At 58.9% G+C, this 18,411-nt stretch carries 16 protein-coding genes; 11 read left to right on the top strand and 5 right to left on the bottom strand.

Annotated elements, in window-relative coordinates; translation table 11 throughout:
* Nucleotides 1-257: 257 nt before the first annotated feature.
* The 6 genes from AC15MQ_RS17180 (at nucleotide 258) to AC15MQ_RS17155 (ending at nucleotide 6,653) form a co-directional block, all read left to right on the top strand.
* Entirely contained in the window at nucleotides 258-1,316 is a 1,059-nt protein-coding gene (locus AC15MQ_RS17180; protein WP_483080783.1) for an EF-hand domain-containing protein, read from the top strand.
* A gap of 398 nt (nucleotides 1,317-1,714) precedes the next feature.
* Entirely contained in the window at nucleotides 1,715-2,329 is a 615-nt protein-coding gene (locus AC15MQ_RS17175) for a tyrosine-type recombinase/integrase (RefSeq protein ID WP_483080782.1), read from the top strand.
* A gap of 388 nt (nucleotides 2,330-2,717) precedes the next feature.
* The gene (locus AC15MQ_RS17170; RefSeq protein WP_483080781.1) at nucleotides 2,718-3,959 is read left to right on the top strand and encodes an N-6 DNA methylase; all 1,242 of its coding nucleotides are present in this window, start codon (nucleotides 2,718-2,720) and stop codon (nucleotides 3,957-3,959) included.
* A complete protein-coding gene (locus AC15MQ_RS17165; protein WP_483080780.1) occupies nucleotides 3,956-5,722 on the top strand; it encodes a zinc ribbon domain-containing protein in 1,767 nt (588 codons plus the stop codon). Before AC15MQ_RS17170 ends, AC15MQ_RS17165 begins: the two co-directional genes overlap by 4 nt.
* Before the next feature lie 6 nt (nucleotides 5,723-5,728).
* Entirely contained in the window at nucleotides 5,729-6,013 is a 285-nt protein-coding gene (locus AC15MQ_RS17160; RefSeq protein WP_483080779.1) for a hypothetical protein, read from the top strand.
* A gap of 31 nt (nucleotides 6,014-6,044) precedes the next feature.
* A complete protein-coding gene (locus AC15MQ_RS17155; RefSeq protein ID WP_483080778.1) occupies nucleotides 6,045-6,653 on the top strand; it encodes a hypothetical protein in 609 nt (202 codons plus the stop codon).
* Between the two features lie 855 nt (nucleotides 6,654-7,508).
* Here the strand turns inward: AC15MQ_RS17155 and AC15MQ_RS17150 are convergent.
* On the bottom strand, nucleotides 7,509-8,114 hold the full coding sequence (locus AC15MQ_RS17150; RefSeq protein WP_287670013.1) for a trimeric intracellular cation channel family protein: 606 nt from the start codon (nucleotides 8,112-8,114) through the stop codon (nucleotides 7,509-7,511).
* A gap of 287 nt (nucleotides 8,115-8,401) precedes the next feature.
* On the bottom strand, nucleotides 8,402-8,662 hold the full coding sequence (locus tag AC15MQ_RS17145; protein ID WP_483080777.1) for a hypothetical protein: 261 nt from the start codon (nucleotides 8,660-8,662) through the stop codon (nucleotides 8,402-8,404).
* A gap of 653 nt (nucleotides 8,663-9,315) precedes the next feature.
* Here AC15MQ_RS17145 and AC15MQ_RS17140 point away from each other — a divergent pair.
* From AC15MQ_RS17140 to AC15MQ_RS17125, 4 genes are all read left to right on the top strand, one after another.
* Nucleotides 9,316-9,729, top strand: a complete 414-nt coding sequence (locus tag AC15MQ_RS17140; protein WP_287655245.1) for a hypothetical protein — start codon at nucleotides 9,316-9,318, stop codon at nucleotides 9,727-9,729.
* Between the two features lie 267 nt (nucleotides 9,730-9,996).
* A complete protein-coding gene (locus AC15MQ_RS17135; RefSeq protein ID WP_483080776.1) occupies nucleotides 9,997-11,550 on the top strand; it encodes a hydrogenase iron-sulfur subunit in 1,554 nt (517 codons plus the stop codon).
* Complete coding sequence (locus AC15MQ_RS17130; protein ID WP_483080775.1) at nucleotides 11,543-12,040, top strand: hypothetical protein; 498 nt, start codon at nucleotides 11,543-11,545, stop codon at nucleotides 12,038-12,040. Before AC15MQ_RS17135 ends, AC15MQ_RS17130 begins: the two co-directional genes overlap by 8 nt.
* A 96-nt stretch (nucleotides 12,041-12,136) precedes the next feature.
* Nucleotides 12,137-14,053: a 2Fe-2S iron-sulfur cluster-binding protein gene (locus tag AC15MQ_RS17125; RefSeq protein WP_483080774.1), complete on the top strand. Its 1,917-nt coding sequence runs from the start codon at nucleotides 12,137-12,139 to the stop codon at nucleotides 14,051-14,053.
* 178 nt (nucleotides 14,054-14,231) lie between these two features.
* Here the strand turns inward: AC15MQ_RS17125 and AC15MQ_RS17120 are convergent, their stop codons facing one another.
* The 3 genes from AC15MQ_RS17120 to AC15MQ_RS17110 all read right to left on the bottom strand — a co-directional run bounded on the left by AC15MQ_RS17120 (nucleotide 14,232) and on the right by AC15MQ_RS17110 (nucleotide 17,446).
* Nucleotides 14,232-15,371, bottom strand: a complete 1,140-nt coding sequence (locus AC15MQ_RS17120; protein WP_483080773.1) for a hypothetical protein — start codon at nucleotides 15,369-15,371, stop codon at nucleotides 14,232-14,234.
* A 186-nt stretch (nucleotides 15,372-15,557) separates the two neighbouring features.
* On the bottom strand, nucleotides 15,558-16,133 hold the full coding sequence (locus tag AC15MQ_RS17115; RefSeq protein WP_287655253.1) for a TlpA family protein disulfide reductase: 576 nt from the start codon (nucleotides 16,131-16,133) through the stop codon (nucleotides 15,558-15,560).
* Nucleotides 16,130-17,446 carry a cbb3-type cytochrome c oxidase subunit I gene (locus tag AC15MQ_RS17110; protein ID WP_483080772.1) on the bottom strand — a complete coding sequence of 439 codons (1,317 nt, stop codon included), beginning with the start codon at nucleotides 17,444-17,446 and terminating at the stop codon, nucleotides 16,130-16,132. The genes AC15MQ_RS17115 and AC15MQ_RS17110 overlap by 4 nt, the downstream gene beginning before the upstream one ends.
* A gap of 533 nt (nucleotides 17,447-17,979) precedes the next feature.
* Between AC15MQ_RS17110 and AC15MQ_RS17105 the strand changes: the two genes are divergently transcribed.
* A complete protein-coding gene (locus tag AC15MQ_RS17105; RefSeq protein ID WP_483080771.1) occupies nucleotides 17,980-18,180 on the top strand; it encodes a hypothetical protein in 201 nt (66 codons plus the stop codon).
* Nucleotides 18,181-18,411: the final 231 nt, after the last annotated feature.

Below are 18,411 nucleotides of genomic sequence, written 5' to 3'. Positions count from 1 at the left end.
TTGTTGGCGCAATAGCAGCCGGCGCTGCTGCGTAGCTGACGATCCGGCAACCGCCCTGTGGACCAACGAAGCAGGACGCAGCGGCGACTTTGTCAAAGTGGCGCGTGATGAATTTTGACAGCCGGGTGGAATAGGTGGCCCCGGCAGAATTCACAACGCCCCCCCTGATGAAGCGATGACTCGCAGCTTTGCCGCCAGAGGATGCAGCGTCAAACCGTGATCGTCGAGCACGTCTCGCTGGCGAAGCTGGAGGCGAAGTGAAGGCAAATATTGCCGCAGCAGGGGCTGTCATAGCCAGATCGTTCGTCCCAAGTCGCGATTTCAAAACAGCATTAACCCGGATTTACATGCCGGATATTTGCCACACGTTTTGCCGCGCGGTGGCAGCAAGTTCCGTTACCGGCGAAGCGCGCCGAGGTGGTCAGTGGAATTGCCCGCGAATCAGCAGTTTTCTTTACCCGGTTTTACCGGGATTTACCCCAACCCCAGTTCATTTCAAGCATCGCAGGCTGTTAAATTGCATCGGCAAACCCACGTGCCAAGAACGGCACGCTGATTCATTCACCAGAAAGGAAACCATCATGAGTAGCATCGGAGGAATCAGTGGTAGCAATGGAATGATGATGCAGGGCATGCACCGCCCCGATCCGGCGAAGATGGCGGAGAATCTGTTCGCCAAGCTCGACACCAGAGGGCAAGGCTATGTCGAGAAGTCCGACCTGCAATCCGCCTTCGACAAGATTTCGTCTTCGTCGGACCAGTCGTCCAGCGTTGACGAGTTGTTCACGAAAATCGATACGAACAGTGACGGCAAGGTCACCAAATCGGAATTCACCGACGCCTTGAAGAAGGTTGCCGAAGAACTCGACAATCAGTTCATGAGCAGTCGCATGAGTGGCGGCATGGGTGGAATGCCATCGGGCGGTATGGGAGGGATGCCACCTGGCGGCATGGGCGGTATGCCGCCAGGCGGGCAAGGCGGCGGGCTGAGTAAAGATCAACTGAGCAGCGTGGCCGATGCAATCGGTTCATCCAACAGCTCGGCTTCCAGTTCGATCAAGGATCTCGTCAACAACTTTGACAAGGCCGACACCGATGGCGACGGCAAGGTCAGTTTTCAGGAGGCAATGAACTACCAACAGAAGACCGCCGCTTCGGGTTCTTCACCATCATCAGCCAGCGACGCTTCGTCTGCATCCAGTAACGATCTCGATACCCGAGTAATGATGCAGATCATGAAATTGTTGCAGGCTTACAGCGCCGGGGACGAGACTTCCGGAAAAGACCAGCAATTCAAAATATCGGTATCGGTCTAATGAAGCTGCTGGCGAGCGTAACGGAACGCTCGCCAGCGATGATCGCTCGTATCAAGCGCAATACGGACTTCCTGCTTGGAAAGTTGGCCCTCAGCGCACGGCGGGCGGCTTACTCCTTTGTGCTAGGCCCAATCCGCGTCCGCCTCCGCATTTCGAATGTCTGTTTGATGGCGCAACCGGCCGACCGACATTCTAAATGTCATCAGTCGCCAAAGGGCACGGACTTGCCGGTGTCTACGGAAATCTGACCGTCCGTTGACAGTCTGGAGCGGCCCGACAGCTTCAGCGGTCGAATGACTCCAACTGGCCGATAGCCCGCATACAGCATCCTACCCCACAGCAGCCATTCCCGCACAGACCGAACAATATGACTCCGATCAACAAACAAGGAGTCAGTCATGGAAACCATCAACAAGCGCGGAGCCTGGAACAAGGGAAAGCTCGTCGGCCATAAGCCACCCCTCAAGCCGAAGGACATCTGGGCCATCCGTATCTACCTCCAGAATGCACATGCGGTTCGCGACCTCGCCATGTTCAATCTGGCCATCGACAGCAAGCTACGAGGCTGCGATCTTGTCGGCCTACGCGTTCGCGACGTTACGCATGGGAACCAGGTTCTCCCACGGACCATGGTGATTCAGAGAAAGACGCAACGGCCGGTGCAGTTCGAGCTAACGGAGCCTACAAGGGCGGCGGTGTCTGCCTGGCTGGAAAAATCGCATCTGCGAGGCGATCAGTTCCTGTTCCCAAGCAGAGTGGCGAAGTCGCCCCACGTTTCGACACGCCAATATGCGCGTATCGTGCATCATTGGGCCGAATCTGCTGGCCTGGACTCATCGGCCTACGGGACGCATTCCATGCGGAGAACCAAGGCAACGCTGATCTACAAGCGCACGAAGAACCTGCGGGTTGTCCAGTTGTTACTTGGTCATTCCAAGCTAGAAAGTACAGTTCGCTACCTCGGCATTGAGGTTGACGATGCGCTGGAGATTTCGGAGCAGACTGAGATCTAACCAGCACCTTGCGGCTGCACAAGCACATTACCCGTGCGGCCGCTTTCTGGCATCATGTCGAATTCGTGCTTTCGGCCATCAAGAGACGTAGCGGCAGCGAAAAATCGCCCGGACCGAACGACGGCTAGCTGATCCGGAACCCGCCGCTCCACTCTGCTCGCTGTCGGTCCAGTTCTCGGCCGTGGCGGCTATTTGAAGCGCGACTTCCCCGAAAAGCGGATTTGGTGACAGAAGGTCTTTCCGAGCGCTGATCTAACCGGGGTGAGCAGGTGTATTCTGCCAATTCGGGGCAGCATTCCAATGTTAAAATTTGAGTGAGCAGTAGCTGGGATCTAGATACCAAATCGCAGGGTTGGTGCTTGCTCTGGCGCCTAAGAGAGAACAACAAATGCGCACTTACCAACATGCAAAGTTGACGGATTACCTCGGCCGATACTACACACAGAGTTTGATCAGCCGCTTTCTGGTGGAGCATTTGCCCGCCGAGCAACCGGGTGCGGTGCTCGACTTAGGGGCGGGTGAAGGCGCATTAACCATTGCAGCTTCCTCGAAATGGTCGGATGCAGCGCTCATTACGGTAGATGTCGATGTCGAAGCACTGAGCGTACTGACTCACCGATTAAAATGCGGCGGATTCAAAGGGCATCATCACCATTTTCCCCAAGACGCATTAGGTGCAGGGCTTCGGTCTGTACTAACTCGTTACAATTGCGCTCTTCCCGGAGTAGCTGTTTGCAACCCACCATTTTTGGTTAACGAATGGCGCAAAGAATACAGTGAGATTATAGAAGACGCGGGTTTTAGTGGTTCACTTCCTGCCATTACCTCAACAGATGCTGCGGTGCTGTTTTTGGCTCAAAACCTGCGATTGATTGCCGACGGCGGCAGCGTTGGCATCATCGTCCCCGACTCTCTGGTTTGCGCTGACAAATACCTGCGATTTAGGGCTTCGCTGCTTGAAAAGTATCAAATCTTGCACGCTATCCGCTTACCACGCGGATCTTTCGCGGGAACTGATGCACTGGCACACATACTTATTCTCAGCAAGCGCCTTCCGACGTCCGATTTTGTTCACCTGTCATGTCTACCGTCCAAAGGTGGCCTAACACACACTATTGATGTACATAGAGACCGAGCGATACGCCGACTGGACTATGCTTACCATGCATCCGAAATGACCGGGAGCGATGGCCTAACAAAGCTAGGTGACGTCGTCATTGATCTGAGACGCGGCACCCTAAATAGCGCAGAGGTTCGGTCAGCAGAGTCGTTCGTATTACACACCACCGACATCACCACTGAAATGCACGGTAAATGGACCGACTTCAGCCGGCGCTTTTATAAGCCAAGCAATGGTTCGCTGAGCACAACCATTGCCGAACCGGGAGACATGATTCTGGCTCGTGTCGGGCGCAATGCTGCAGGTAAAGTCATAGGCATTTCGAAAGGGCATGTTATGTTTAGCGATTGTCTTTATCGATTACGAATTCTTCCAGAGTATCGCGAACAGGTGTTACGTTGCCTTGCATCTGAGGCCGGAGAGCGATGGCTTGAGATGCATGCCTATGGCGTTGCTGCTCGCCATATCAGCAAGAGTGACCTATTAAATTTTCCGTTAGATTGCCCATGAGCGAGCGAGAATTAAATGTGGACACGATTTTATCCCTAGCTGAAGAGCAAGAGGTTGTTCAGTTCTACGAGGAACGTGCCGACCACCTTGAACTCGAAGAATTCAAACACAACACCGTTTTGACCAGCGATTCCGAAGGCTGGGTAGAAGCACTCACTGGAACAGGAGCGAAACTGCTCGTGGGACCACGGGGCTGCGGTAAGACCCACTTGATGCGTTTTGCCTTCTCACAGTGTAGAGACAATCCGGACTATCCGTTCGCTATCTACATAAACCTGAACAGGTATTACCGACTTGAGCCATTGTTGCGTAAGCGTCCAGATGCTATTGCAATGTTCTATACGTGGGTACTGTCCAACGTCTTTGTTGGCTTGCACGAAGCAGTAAGCGAATTCGCTTTGTCCCAAAGCGTTCCAATCGATTTGGACACGTTGCTAGAATTTGACGTAAATGTAATGCGAGATTTGATTGGAACCTTGGAGCAGTCGCGCCCACTCGACGAGGCAGAAAATGCTATCGCTGCTCGGTTGAATATTGATAGAGTTAAAGTTTTATTGGTCCGCGCAACGCAATCATTGGGCAGGCGTCGATCTGTGCTATTTCTCGATGATGCGGCTCTGACTTTGACGCCAGAATACCTTTCGAATTTTTTCGACATCTATCGGGCGCTGAAGTCCGCTCGTATTGCACCAAAGGCATCCGTATACCCGGGAACGACTGAGTATGGCCCAAATTTCCATGTGGCCCACGATGCAGAATCTGTCTTTGTCTGGAAGGCGGTCACGGATGGGAATTACCAAGCATTTATGCAAAATATTGGTAATAAACGTTTTCCTGACGTTGTAGAACTGCCTGAAGAAATCCGTATGTTACTAGCCTACGCGGCATTTGGGGTGCCACGTTCGTTCATGTCACTTGTCAGAAGCTATCTCAAGATAAACAAGTCTTCGCCATCTGAGACACCACAGAGTTTATTGAATCGCGTGATCGAGGATTTTTGCTCTGACAAGATGAAGGAGTACTGGAGCCTTCGAGAGAAAAAACCACAATTGGCAACTATCATTACTGCTGGTGCTGAGTGTTTTAATAAAATGGTCGTTGATGTAGCAGAGGCGAGTCAAGCGCTCGCTGAGGCAAGTACTCGGCAGATACACATTGGCTTAGCAACCGCAGGCGTCAACGGCAAGCCCTACGTGGAACGTATGTTGAGGTTGCTTGAAGAGGTTGGATTGGTCTACAAATATCCCACCGTATCCCACGGTGATCGCGACTACATTCGCTATGTTCCACATTTAGCAGCACTGCAAAATCGACGTGCGTTTTCGCGCAAAGGAGGTTTTTCGCCAAAATTATCGATTGAGATGCTACAGCGTCCAGATGAAAAACATCCGGTACGCCGCTCCATCTCAACACTGCTGCTAACTGCGACTTTCGAAGGGCTTGGGCTTGACTTGCCCAATTGCCTAAACTGCCAAACTAAGCGAGTTGAAGGTGCGAAGTATTGCTTCTCTTGTGGCGCAAAGCTCACCGACGAATCGTCATATGATCGAATCATGCAATCCCTGCTCTCGGATGTGCCGGGTCTTACCGATTGGCAGCGAGAAAAACTGAGTCAATCTGGTTCGGTGCCCAAAACAGTAGGAGAATTTTTGGCACTCCAAGACCGAGGAACTGCGCTAAGGACAATACCCCGGATTGGTAAAAAACGTGCAAAAACGGTCATTGACGCAGTAGAAGCCTTCCTTGAAGAATACCTTTCCTGAGCTCCCATGACAAAGGACGAAGAAGAACTTCTGGGGACTCTAACCCCATCAGCCGCTCCGGCAATTGCCAGATTGGATACTGCATTGTGGTTCGATAGCGCGCATGCGGCTCCAGCACATTCTCCAATCGACGAATTTTTGGAGAATTTGTACAGCATCAACAAGCTTTATTTGCAAGCACAGGGACGCGGTGACTATACGTCAATGCTGGGTTCTCTAGTTTACCTCGGCATGGTATCTGCCGCCGAGGGATGCTCTGCGGTCTCTGCTACGCAGGTTAATTCTAACTGATGAAGTGTGCCAAGCCAACGCGTCTAGCCGTATGGTCAGTTACGGCGCTGCGGTTCACCATGAGCCGGACCTGCTTCCAGAGGCGCTGCTTGAAGGCATCTCTTTGGCATCGGCCAAAGCAGTAGCGGGGGAATTAAAAGGTCTTTGCAGTGTTACTCAGATGAATAAAGAGAGCGTTCCTCATCAGCTACAATTGCTCTTCGATAATTTTGAAGACATTTGCCAGATAAGGCATTGTGGCATTCATCGCTTCGGTAAGCTGGGAAGTCAGCAAGCATTTCGGCTTGGAATAGGAAAATTCCGAGTACTGCTTGAAAAACCACTTAATCTCAACATTACACATCTGCAGGACATTGCAGAGGCGTTGGAGGCATTAATAAGTGGTGTTAACTCATATTGCTTTTCAGATATTATTAAGCGGACCCATACTGCTAGCCCCGCAGGACGCGATAGAGATAGATTTTATGCTGAGAGCTGGCAGATGGAATTTGAGGTGGATAGGGCACGGTTTGAAAAGTACTACTCCATATTCTCATCCTCGCAAGCAGCTGAGAAATCTCAACCAATCGAGCGTGTATATTCGGCTTTCATGGCCTTCGTGAAGGATTACGACACTAGTCCTAACAAAAACAAGAAGTAATCTTTCATAAAATCCGGCCTGCTGGCCCAGATTCCCGTGACCGGCAGCTTGCGGATCAGTAAGCCGCCATTGATCATGAAATCGTCATCAGGCGGCTACGGGTCGGTAGTGTGAGTTCACCTGATTGGCAAGCGGCCCTTCAACGCAATTTTCGGCTGAACGGCAGGTAACCGGCACATTGCCGCCCGAGTCTGGAGAGATACCCAAGGTCGGCATTGGCCGATGAACGGGCCGACCTACTGCAGGGCCGAGCGGCCGATCTCTGATCAGTTTCCAGTCGTTCGGGCAGCTCGTTTTTCGGGTCCGCTACTGCCGCTCATGGCCGATAGTATCCCTTGAACCCAGACACCCGCAAAGCAGCCATTGACGCACCACCGACGTTGTTTGCGACTGTCCGCAGAAGCCGACCTCGGGTCACTGATGCTGTCGATTCCCGGTGGTCAACGGCACTTCAAAACTGACACACACTTTGCCTGCAGTCACCACGTCAAGACTGATACCCGCCCATGTGCTGCCCCAGGCGATGGAGGTAGGCGTTGATCGCTCGCTGCAGCCCTCCTTCAACTGGACTTGCGCGTGCGCCACCGAAAAGGTCAGCAGGAAATCGGCAGCGGTGGTAGGGTCTCGATCCCGCCCGGGTCTCCCGATCGTCTGGTGCCATCACCAGACTGCCGTCCGGTCGCATCGATCTTGGGCAAGTTTTCCAGGACGTCGCCGCAGGCCGTCTCCCGCGGCGCGGATTCCTGGGTCGCGGCAGCATCGGTTTGGCCAAGAAAGGGCAAGTGTGAGCGGCGCGCTTGCGCGCGTCGACTCCGTGCAACTGCTCGACACCCCTCTCGCATCTGACCTTTGACGCTAGAATTTGCGGAACACGGGTAGGTGCAGGCCCCATCGGATGGCAAGCAAGCGCATCGCCACGACCACGATCATTCCGGCCCAAAACGCCGCTGCACGTGGCGTCCCGAGCGCGTGCAACGTCTGGTACACGGCGACGCCCACGATGGCGGCCGTCGCATAGATCTCCCGCCGCAGGATAAGCGGTACCTGCGCCGTGATGACGTCCCTCAAGACCCCTCCGGTAACACCCGTCATCGTGCCCATCAGCACCACGATGAGCGCTGGGCACTGCGCCGCTTCGGCCAACTGGGCCCCGGAAAGCGCGAAAAGCGCCAGTCCCAACGCGTCGGCCACGAGGAGTGTGGCGTTCGGCGGTGGCCATATCCGTACATACACGACCGTCAACAGGGCGGATGCGATGATCACGACGAGGTACCAGGCATCGATGACCCAGAATATCGGGTGGCGGTCCAGCAGGAGATCGCGAAGCGTACCTCCTCCGATGGCTGTAATCGCCGCGACCACGATCACCCCGAGGAGGTCCAGATGCCGATCTCGCGCCGCAAGTACACCGCTCGCGGCAAACACGGCCACGCCGGCAAGGTCAAGGTAATACAAGAGCACGCGCCGTCCTACATTGCCGAATCGGGATCGGAAGAAGCCTCGCGACGCCTCCCTCCCACCCCACCGGATATACGGGTCACGTATCCGGAGTTCGATACGATGACACGTTCGGAGACTCCGGGTCGCAGGCGCGGGGTCATTGGTGTGCGTCGGTTTGGGCGGGGACTGGGAATAACGGCCTGGCGCCTAATGACGCCTTGCTGCCGCCCGACCATCGCACCCGGGGAGATCGAACGGGCCGTGCTGCTGGAGCCTCCCGACTCTGGCGGCGCCAGGTAGACGAGAAATCAGCGGCGGCCAACGCGGTCCACTGGGCCACCGCGGTTGGCCGGTCCACCCACCGCCCCGGCGCCGACATTCCCGGCAGCACCGGGCTGGTTGATGCCGGGGTCGACCACGCCCACACCAGGAGCGCCGACGCCGGGTGACGCTACCGGGCGTGCGACACAGCCTTTGGGTACGCCCACGGCCTTGCAATAGACAACCGCGCCAGCCGGCGGAACAGCAAACGCAAGGCTCAACAAAGCAAACGCAATCCATTTAGTCATCATATTCTCCATTTTGTATGGAACCGGTCAGCGCCGCATCTCGGCCCATCGACCGTTGCCAGGCTTGAACCAACGTCCGCATCGGAGACCCCAACGGCAGGTGTTGGCCGGTTGCCGGCTAACGCTATCCTACACGTACGGGCCGCTTCCCGCGGCCTGGCAACCGACCAGGCGAGAAAAAATTGACATCCCCCGTCGAATGGGCCGCTTCGGGCTGATCGCTCCGCGGTCAACACCGGCTATGCGGCAAGGTCGCCGCCGTCGGCTGATGACCGATAGTTCCCTCGGGGAATCATTCCCGATTGACCGTCAGCGGATTTTGCGCCGGGATCGCCGTCGCGATCCGTCATTGATCGCCCGCCCTGGAGAAATCCGGGAAACATTCCCGGAAATTCCGGGAGTTTTTCCACTACCCGGCAAGCCGGTCCGCGCCCGAGAATTTGCACCGAATCAGGGCATTGCCGCGAATACCCGCGCACAGGGTCTGCGCACGCCAGATCACTCTCAGAGAGAAACTCGCGATGATCGACGCACCGTTCCAGGCTGACTCCTGACGATCGTCACGGCGCATCCATCGGGAATTAGCGGACGTACACGGGTCAAACACGAGTCCAATGCATCACCAACCAGGCAATCGTCAGGAGGACCATGCCATGTCTATCTGGATACTGTTTCCTTTTGCTTTCGTCGGCGCATCTCTCTGGCTGTGGTGGAAACGCACGCGTCGCGTGCCATCCCCGGTACCTGGCGCGGAACGTGCGCACCCGCTTCAGCCGTATCACTGTGTCTCGATCAAGCCCCACGACGAAGCCTGCGCGGGAGCCCGGCTGATCGAGGGCCGGCGCTTTCTGCCCTATGCGGCACCCCTGCTGCCGATGAATGTCTGCGATTCATCAAGCTGTCGATGCCGCTACGCACACTACGACGACCGCCGTCACGACGAACGGCGCAGTTGGAATGCCATCCTGCACGGCTTCGCGGCGGCTCCGGGTGATGTCGAACGCCGTAGTTGCGCCGACCGCAGACGATCCCCGGAGTATGACCCTTGCACACTGCAGGGGACCTGAGGCAAGCACCCGAGCGCGGGCTTGGCGAGTCGCTCACCGGCCTGATCCGGGGCCCACTCTGGCCACAAGGTCGCATGCAAGGAAGGAACGTCAGGAAGGCATCGCCAGCCGCGAAGGCCTGAAAACTGCCTCAGCGGCTGCGCGGACTGCTTTTTCCAGAATTGACACGCGTCAATTCCCTACAGCCACGCCATCAATATCATCAACAGCTAATTATTGTGGCCGGTACCGGCTTGGGAATCCAGCGACTTGAGATTGCATGCGGCATTGCGTACAGGCGTAAAGCGCGTCTTCCTGGGCTGCGAAGAGGTTCTTGATGCCTTCTTCCGTGGCGAGGACAATCCGTTGCGTCACCTCGGCGCGATGGGACTATATCTCCTGTGGATCGTCGTCGGCAGCGGGCTCTATCTGTACACCGTGCTCGACACCGGCATCGACGCCGTGTACCGCTCGATTGGCGATCTCGCTCTCCAGCAGCGGTATTTCGGTGGCATCCTGCGCAGCCTGCACCGTTATGCGTCCGACGGCTTCATGCTGGTGATGTTGCTGCACCTGCTGCGCGAATGGTGCTACGGTCGGTATTTCGGGTTCCGCCTGTATTCGTGGGTGACCGGCGTGCCACTGCTCTGGCTGGCCTACATTGCGGGCATCGGCGGTTACTGGATCGTCTGGGACCAGCTCGCGCAGTTGTCGGCCATCGCGACGACCGAGTTACTCGACTGGCTGCCGATATTCAGCGAACCATCGGCGCGCAACTTCCTGACTCCGGACTCGCTCAGCGACCGCTTCTTCACCATGCTGGTGTTCATCCACCTTGGCGTGCCGCTGCTGCTGATTCTCGGCCTCTGGGCGCACGTCCATCGCATCGGCCATGTCGACTACCTGCCTTCCCGGCGGGTCATGCTGGCCACGCTGGCCGTGCTGATCGCGCTCTCGCTATTCGCCCCGGCGCTGAGCAACCCGCCGGCCAACCTGGCCACGACGCCCGGGGAACTCGGCATGGACTGGTTCATCCTGTTCGTCCACCCGCTGACCGACCTCACTTCGCCGGCGATCGTCTGGGCGCTGCTCTTCGGCCTGACCGCCCTGCTCTTCGCCCTGCCGGTGCTGCCGCACCCGCGGCCGCAGCCAGCAGCCGTCGTCGATGCAGCCAATTGCACCGGTTGCGACCGTTGCCTTGCCGACTGCCCCTATGCCGCGATCGCCATGCAGGCGCACCCGCAACGGCCTGGTCTGAAGCTCGCCGTTGTCGATCCTGATCTCTGCGCGAGTTGCGGAATCTGCGCCGGGTCCTGCCCGTCGTCGACGCCGTTCCGAAGACAGGAAATGCTGGTCACGGGCATCGACATGCCGCAGCAGCCGGTCAACGCGCTGCGCGAACAGCTCGAACAAGCCCTGGCGCGCCTCGCTGGCCGCACGCGAATCGTCGTCTTCAGTTGCGCGCGCGGTGCCGACGCAGGCCTCCTGGGCGCCACCGACACGGCGGTGATTCCCCTGCTGTGCACTGGCATGTTGCCGCCGGCGTTCGTCGAATACGCGCTGCGCGGTGGTGCCGACGGGGTTCTCCTGACCTCCTGCCGGAGCGGCGGTTGCGATTTCCGCCTCGGCGAGCGGTGGACCGGGGATCGCCTGCAAGGCCGGCGCGAGCCCCATCTCCGTCGAACGGTACCGGCCTCACGCGTACTCCTGGTGGCCACCACGGTGCACGATCGCAGCGCACTCGCCGACAGTCTGGCCAGTTTCAGAAGCCGGCTCGAAAACAAGGCGGATGCCAGCGACAGACTTCCACCCTATCACAGGAAAGCCTCACGTCATGCTTAATCCCGTCGCCATCGTCGGTCAGGTGATCCTCTACGGCGCTTTCGCCGCTTTCATTGGCTACTTTGCGACCTCGCCCAAGTACCGGCAGGTTGCCGACGACATCGCTCTGATCAAGCTGTCGATCAGCCACCTCGGCGATCGCGAATGCCGCAAGCGCACGCCGGAGGAACTCGCCAAGCTACCGCCAAACATGCGTGCTCCGATGGACTGCCCGCGCGAGCGCTCGGACATCAGGCTGGAGGTCGATCTCGACGGCCAGGCCGCCTTCCGCACGACCATGCACCCCACCGGGCTCTACAAGGATGGCGTGTCGACCGTATACAAACGCTTCGAGCTAAAGGCCGGCACCTACCAGCTCGCGGTCAGGATGAACGACAACCTGATCAAACCTGGCTTCAACTTCGTCAAGGAAGCGCAGATCAAGCTTGCGCCGGGCCAGGTCATGGTGATCGACTTCAACCCCGACCGCGGTGGCCTGTTCTTCAAATGATCGCCAATCCTGCCAACCAAGCTGCACGCTGCCGGCAGCACCACTCCTTGCCAGCAGCCCCGCACGCCGCACCCATCTCCTGAACCGGCATCGACCATGGTCAAAGTCCTGCAACAAATCCTGCGCTGGCTGTTCATGCGCATCGAGAATCTTTTCAACGTCGCCTTCGGCGACAAGATGAACCCTTTCTATCACCTGGGGACAATCAGCTTCTGGCAATTCTGGTTGCTGGTGGGCTCCGGCTTTTATCTCTACATCTTCGCCGATACCGGGGTGCATGACGCTTTCGAATCGGTGGAGCGAATCACGCACGAGCAGTGGTGGGCAGGTGGCATCCTGCGCAGCATTCACCGCTACGCGACCGACGGCATGATCCTGACCATGCTGCTGCACATGCTTCGGCACTTCGCCTATGACCGCTACCGTGGCTTTCGCTCGTTCTCCTGGCTGACCGGCGTCGCCCTGCTGTGGCTGATCTACATCGCCGGCGTCAACGGTTTCATGCTCGTCTGGGACAAACTGGCACAGTTCGTGGTCATCGCCGCCGCCGAGTGGTTCGATGTCCTGCCGATGTTCAACGGCACGCTGATTCGCAACTTCCTGTACCTCGAAAGCGTCAACAGCCGCCTCTTTACGCTGCTCGCCTTCATCCACCTCGGTGCGCCGCTGATCGTCGCCTTCATCATGTGGGTGCATGTGCAGCGCGTACCGCGCGCGCACATCAACCCGCCGCGTCCGATCGCCATCGCGGTCACCCTGATGTTTCTCGCGCTCGCCCTGGTCAAGCCGATCCTCAGCCAGGGTGGCGAGGCCGACATGTCGGTCGTGCCGAGCAACATCGACTTCGACTGGTTCGAGTTGCCGGTCCTGGCGCTGGTCTATGTCGTCAACCCATTGCACCTCTGGTACTGGGTACTGGGCCTCACTGCCGTCCTCTTCCTGACTCCCTGGCTACCACCGAAACGGCGGGGTTCTGCGCTGGCACGAACCTCGATCACCTTCCACCCGGATCACCAGGCGGTCAGCGCACGTTTTGGCGAAACGCTGCTCGACGCCGGTCTGCGGCAGGACATCGATCTTCCCTACGAATGCCGCAACGGCGGCTGTGGGGTATGCAAGTGCACCGTCCTGCAGGGCAGGGTCGACCCCGGCCTCTATCAGCCGAGCGCGCTGTCGGCCGCAGAACTGGCGCAGGGCAAGGTTCTGCTGTGCTGCGCCACGGCACTCGAAGATGTCGAAATCGAGTACCAGGCCAGCACGGCGCCAAAGAATTTTCAGGAGTACCAGGCCTGCGTGGTGAAGATGCAGAAGCTCACGCACGACGTCATGCAGGTGCTCCTCAAGCTGCCGGAAGGAGAGCGGATCGCCTTCAAGGCCGGGCAATACATCAACATCATTCTCGAGGACGGCCAGCGGCGAGCGTTCTCGTTCGCCAACCCGCCACAACAGGCGGAATTCGTCGAACTGCAGATCCGTCTGATGCCCGGTGGCCGTTTCACGACACACGTTTTCGAAAGGATGCAGGAAGGCGACCAGATTCGCTTCGAGGGGCCGATCGGCGACTTCACCCTGCGCGAATCCGAGAGACCGATCGTCTTCGTCGCCGGCGCCACCGGCTTCGCCCCGGTCAAGAGCATGGTCGAGGACGCCTTCCAGCGCGGCTTGAAACGCCAAATCCATCTCTACTGGGGTGTGCGCAGCCTCAAGGACCTCTACCTTCCCGACCTGCCCGCGCTGTGGGCACGCGAACACGCGAACTTCCACTTCATTCCGGTACTCTCCGATCCGGTGCCCGAGGACGACTGGACGGGGCGCACAGGCCTGGTTCATGAAGCGATTCTGGAAGACTTCCCGGAACTCAAGCAGCACGAGATCTACGCCTGCGGTTCGGTGCGGATGGTCGAGGCGATCTTCCCCTTCCTCAAGCAACACGGCGCCGAGGACGGCGCATGCTTCTCGGATGCCTTCAGCGTCTCGGCACGGTCCATGGCTTTCCAACCGCGGCAGGGGTAGGCGCGCAATCCGGAGTGCAACAGGCACAAGGGGCACACGATCGGCACCCGCAGCGGGTGCCGCCGACGGCTAACCAGACTCCGGCCCCTGGCGGCACGTCCGGTTGGGCAAATGCTCGATTGACGGCGCTTGCCCCGAGCACCGCGACACTCGCCGATAGCCCGCTGTCACCGGTGCTTCACACGACCTTCTTGAGTTCGAGGTCGGCGAGGTACTGGGCAAGCAAGCGATCCTCGATGGTGTAGCCGCCGACCAGCGGCCTGGCGAGAACTCCCGCTTTCTTGAGCTTGTCGAGTGAGACGCGCACCTTGGCCACCGTCGCGCTGAATCCCTGAACCTCTCGCAATCGCGCCAGAGTCTCCCGCCCCAGGGGCGGATAGCCCTGGGCGATCATCACCAGCACCGCACGCTCGAAGGGCTGGAGCGAGAGCAGCAGGGCTCGCCATCCGGCAAGCTGTCGGTCATCCTGCATGAACCGCTTCAGTCCCAGGTCAACATCGGCGCTACCCTCGGCCGACATGGCCTTGACCAGGTCTTTCATCAGCGCCGGCTTGCAGCCGATCTGTCCGAACACGCGCTGCAGATCAGGGACGGAAAGCTTCGTCCCACGATGGACTCGCTCGAAGTGATCGGCCAGACGTTCCAGATACTCGACACCGAGTACCGGAAAGTCGATGATTTGCGCAAACTGGTACATTGGTCCACCCACTGCCGTCATCATCGCGGCAAGAGCATCCTGCGAGGAACCGGTGAACACCGCCATGAGCTGTCGCTTGCGTTTCTGCAGCACAGCGCGCAAGGTCGCGATGGCGGCTTCTCCGTTCAGCAAGTCGCCAAGCGACTGGATCTCGTCGAGCATCAACAGCACTTGCTGGCCCGACTTCTCGGCCAAACGGGCGGCCAGTGCGTCCAGGCGCAATTCCGGCTCGTTCGGGAGCGGCCGCCGTTCCGGAGGGCTGCCGATCTCCAGACTGGTGCCAAGCACCCCCAGTTTCGTGACCGGTGTCTTCGCCAGCCGCCCCAAGGGCCCCGATGGTACCGTCAGATCATCGATGGCTTCTTCGAGTGCATGGTTGATCGCTACCAGCGGCGCCGCCTTGTGCAACCAGACGTCGGCATAGACCGGTACCAGGCCCACTCGCTTCGCCGCCGGGGCAAGGTCATGGTCAAGGAAGTAAGTCTTGCCGACCCGCCGCGGTGCGAACAGCGCCAGCGGGCGACCGGGCTGCGCCGCGAGCAGGCCGAGATAACTCTCCGCCAGGGCTGGGCGACTGACCTCGATGTCGTCAAAGGTGTCCATGCCGGGATTGTCGTTCATTGTCGAAATATCAGCAACTGCTATTTTATCGACAATTCATCGCAATTCGCCTCAGTGAACAGCGCCGGGCGTCCAGGCGATTCTCAACTCCGACGCTCTCCGCCTGACCCGCTCAAGGAGCGGATCAGGCAAGCTGTTCACAAACCTCGACGCGTACCTTGCGCAGCCATCCATCTATCACCTATGTCACCGCAAGCTCAGCCGTTGCAGGATCGGCTCAAGCCTGGCTTCGTCCAGGCGACCCAGGCGACTATGTGCGAGTTGCCCATTGCGGCCGATCACCACCGTGTAGGGCAGACCCTTGACCTGCAGGGCCGGGGTCTGAGTGCCCGCAGCGTCCCCAACCAGCAAGGGATACGCCACTGCATTTGCCTTGACGAAAGTCCGCATGTTTTTCAGTTCATCGATACCGATGCCGACAAACTGCACACCCTGCGCAGCGTAGCGGCTCTGCAGGCGCGAAAAAGCGGGCATTTCCTCGACGCAGGGGGCGCACCAGCTGGCCCAGTAATTGACGACCAGAACCTTGCCTCGCCACTGTGCCATCGCCTGCGGACGCCCATCGAGATCAGGCAGCGTCAGCGCCATGATCGCGTCGGCCGCGGCCTGCGCCTGCTCCGGCGGTAGCTCCTGCGACGCGACCAGGCCGGGAGGAATACCGGCCGGCGAACGGTTCTGATCGAGCAAACGATAACCCAGCCAGCCGATGGTCGCCAGCGTCGCCATACCAGCCGCCAGTGCCAGACTCCATGCATGCTTCATCGCGCGCCGCGCCGCGACATCGCCTGCAGGCAGACCAGAACGAACATCAGTCCGCCGATGACCGCGATCAGACCACCGAGGCCCATCATGCCCATACCGACCTTCTGCGGCAGCGTCGTCAGCATCTGCTCGGCGCCGGCAACCTTGCGCTGCACACCGTAGCCACCGGACCACGCCAGCCCCAGGACATGGATCAACTGACCTGCGCCATAGACGTACGGTTGCCAGATCGCCATCCGGCCCTCGGCACGGCCGAATCCCAGGGTCGGCAGCAGTACATAGGCGAGACCCATGAAAGCCAGCGTTACGCCGACCGTCGAACCATGGTAATGGGCTGGGATGACCACGTTGACCCCCTGGATCAAATAACCCAGCACACCACCCAACGCAAACAGCGTGAAGGAGGCCAGCAGGGCGGATTTGGCGGGGTCCGCCGGCCGGCCGCGCAAAGCCCACAGTGAAACCGCACCGAGCAGAATCAGCGGCCCCATGTACGGATGGCCCCAGAGCATCAACTTGGCGAAAAGCTCCATGTGCGGCAGCGAACCGGCTGGCACCAGCAGATAGATGGCCGGCACCAGCAGCAGCGGCAGGGCAGCCACCAGAAACAGAACCGACACCGCGCGCGCCGACGCAACCGACGGGCTACCAAGCCGTGTCGCGATCCACAACCAGGCGACGACCATCAGCAGTGCATGCTGAAACTGCAGCGTGTGCCCGCCGCCCCAGAACACGACCTCGTAATAGATCACCCCCTCGATCCAGGGAACCATCGCCCACGACCAGACGAAAGCGCCCAACGACAGGAAGGCCGCGACAGCACCCAGAAAAGCGCCCAGCCGCAGCGGCTCGGCCAGAAAGCGTTGTGGCCAGGTGGTCAGCAGCGCCCGCAGCACCGTAAGACTCAAGCCGGCACCAAAGGTCCAGATCGAGACAAAAAACAGCGTCTGTTTGAGTACCGGAATGTAGTTGTTGAGCACCGGATCGGCGTCCGGAAAGAACGGCGAGACACTCATCAGCGCCGTCCCCAGCGCCGCCAGCCCAAAGCCACCCCAGCCCAGCCAGGCCAGTCCGGCAGAGCCTAGCGCACACCAGATCACGGCGGCAAAGGCCATGAACCAGACGGCCACCGAAAGATCGACATGCACCACCAGCGCCGCCCGGAACAGATCCTTGAGCGGAAAGACATCCTGAATGCCCGGTGTGCGTGACAGCACCAGCAGCACGGCGAGCAAACCCGAGCCGATCAGCGCCAACACCCCCAGCCACAGCCAGGCGCGAGCCAGCCGGGTCGGTGTTCCTGAAACAAGCACCGGTACTGCAGGCGCTCCTGAAGAATCCGTCACCACTTGTGAATCCACAACTGCCTCACGCATTCCAATGGGTCAACAACAGCATGCGCGGCAGGCGGGAAAGCGGCACAACGCACGCCATTCACAAACCTCCGCCGCCGCCTTCCATCCAGCGGTCATTGCGCTGGCTCGGCCGCCCCAGCAACGAGGCGCCCACCCACCAGCGGACGCGGGGCCGGAAACTTCTTCCGTGCCAGCACCGGACTGACGGGCACGGCGATTGTATGCGAGAACTCGCTGCCGCCAAAGCCGGCCGCGGGCACGCCCGCAATATTGGCGCAAGCGATGTCACAACTCGTCAAGAGCCGAGAAATAGTTCCTGGTGTCGCGAAACCCACAACACATAATTGGTGCAGTTTCATGAACGGACCCAAGGCACCGCCGAGCACCAAAACGTAGTGTGCTCTGACGCCTCATCGACACGCTTCGCAAACCGAGCACGCACCGCCCACCTTTGAGTACTCGCCTTCCAACCCCTTCCTGACCCGCAAAACATGACCATGAAAACCCTGGGCTTCGTCTTCGCCACCGCCTTCGTGGTGGCCTTCGCCACCATCGCTCAGCGAGTCCCGGCACTGACGGCCGGCACCTTCTCCAGGCTCGCGATAAGCGCTGCGATCATTGCCGCCTTGCCAACCTTGATGGTCTGGGGAATCTCCCAACTCGTCAAGTTTTTCAGCCCGAAGGCCCACTGATCGCAACTCCACCGGCAGGCCGGTGGACTCGGCTGGGTAATGGTGGCAGCAGACTGGCAGGTCTCTCGTGGGCTTGGCGACGCACGGCTTGAAGGTCCCTGATGGCCCCTCTGAAATGTCAAACTTTTCCAGTCCCCCCTGGTAGAGCCGTGGGATTTACCACCATTGGGTAATCGGTTAGTTGACCTGAATCAATGCATCGTAAAGAAAACAATGCTTTGATGTGGACCT

The organism is Candidatus Accumulibacter propinquus, assembly GCF_056856495.1.
The sequence above is the reverse complement of the archived record's forward strand: the minus strand, read 5'-3'. Positions and strand labels throughout refer to the sequence as shown.

Coding starts and splice junctions, on each gene's coding strand:
- AC15MQ_RS17140 (WP_287655245.1), top strand. CDS start 9,316: ATGTCTATCTGGATACTGTTTCCTTTTGCTTTCGTCGGCGCATCTCTC.
- AC15MQ_RS17125 (WP_483080774.1), top strand. CDS start 12,137: ATGGTCAAAGTCCTGCAACAAATCCTGCGCTGGCTGTTCATGCGCATC.
- AC15MQ_RS17120 (WP_483080773.1), bottom strand. CDS start 15,371: ATGAACGACAATCCCGGCATGGACACCTTTGACGACATCGAGGTCAGT.
- AC15MQ_RS17165 (WP_483080780.1), top strand. CDS start 3,956: ATGAGCGAGCGAGAATTAAATGTGGACACGATTTTATCCCTAGCTGAA.
- AC15MQ_RS17130 (WP_483080775.1), top strand. CDS start 11,543: ATGCTTAATCCCGTCGCCATCGTCGGTCAGGTGATCCTCTACGGCGCT.
- AC15MQ_RS17115 (WP_287655253.1), bottom strand. CDS start 16,133: ATGAAGCATGCATGGAGTCTGGCACTGGCGGCTGGTATGGCGACGCTG.
- AC15MQ_RS17105 (WP_483080771.1), top strand. CDS start 17,980: ATGACCATGAAAACCCTGGGCTTCGTCTTCGCCACCGCCTTCGTGGTG.
- AC15MQ_RS17170 (WP_483080781.1), top strand. CDS start 2,718: ATGCGCACTTACCAACATGCAAAGTTGACGGATTACCTCGGCCGATAC.
- AC15MQ_RS17155 (WP_483080778.1), top strand. CDS start 6,045: ATGGTCAGTTACGGCGCTGCGGTTCACCATGAGCCGGACCTGCTTCCA.
- AC15MQ_RS17160 (WP_483080779.1), top strand. CDS start 5,729: ATGACAAAGGACGAAGAAGAACTTCTGGGGACTCTAACCCCATCAGCC.
- AC15MQ_RS17175 (WP_483080782.1), top strand. CDS start 1,715: ATGGAAACCATCAACAAGCGCGGAGCCTGGAACAAGGGAAAGCTCGTC.
- AC15MQ_RS17145 (WP_483080777.1), bottom strand. CDS start 8,662: ATGACTAAATGGATTGCGTTTGCTTTGTTGAGCCTTGCGTTTGCTGTT.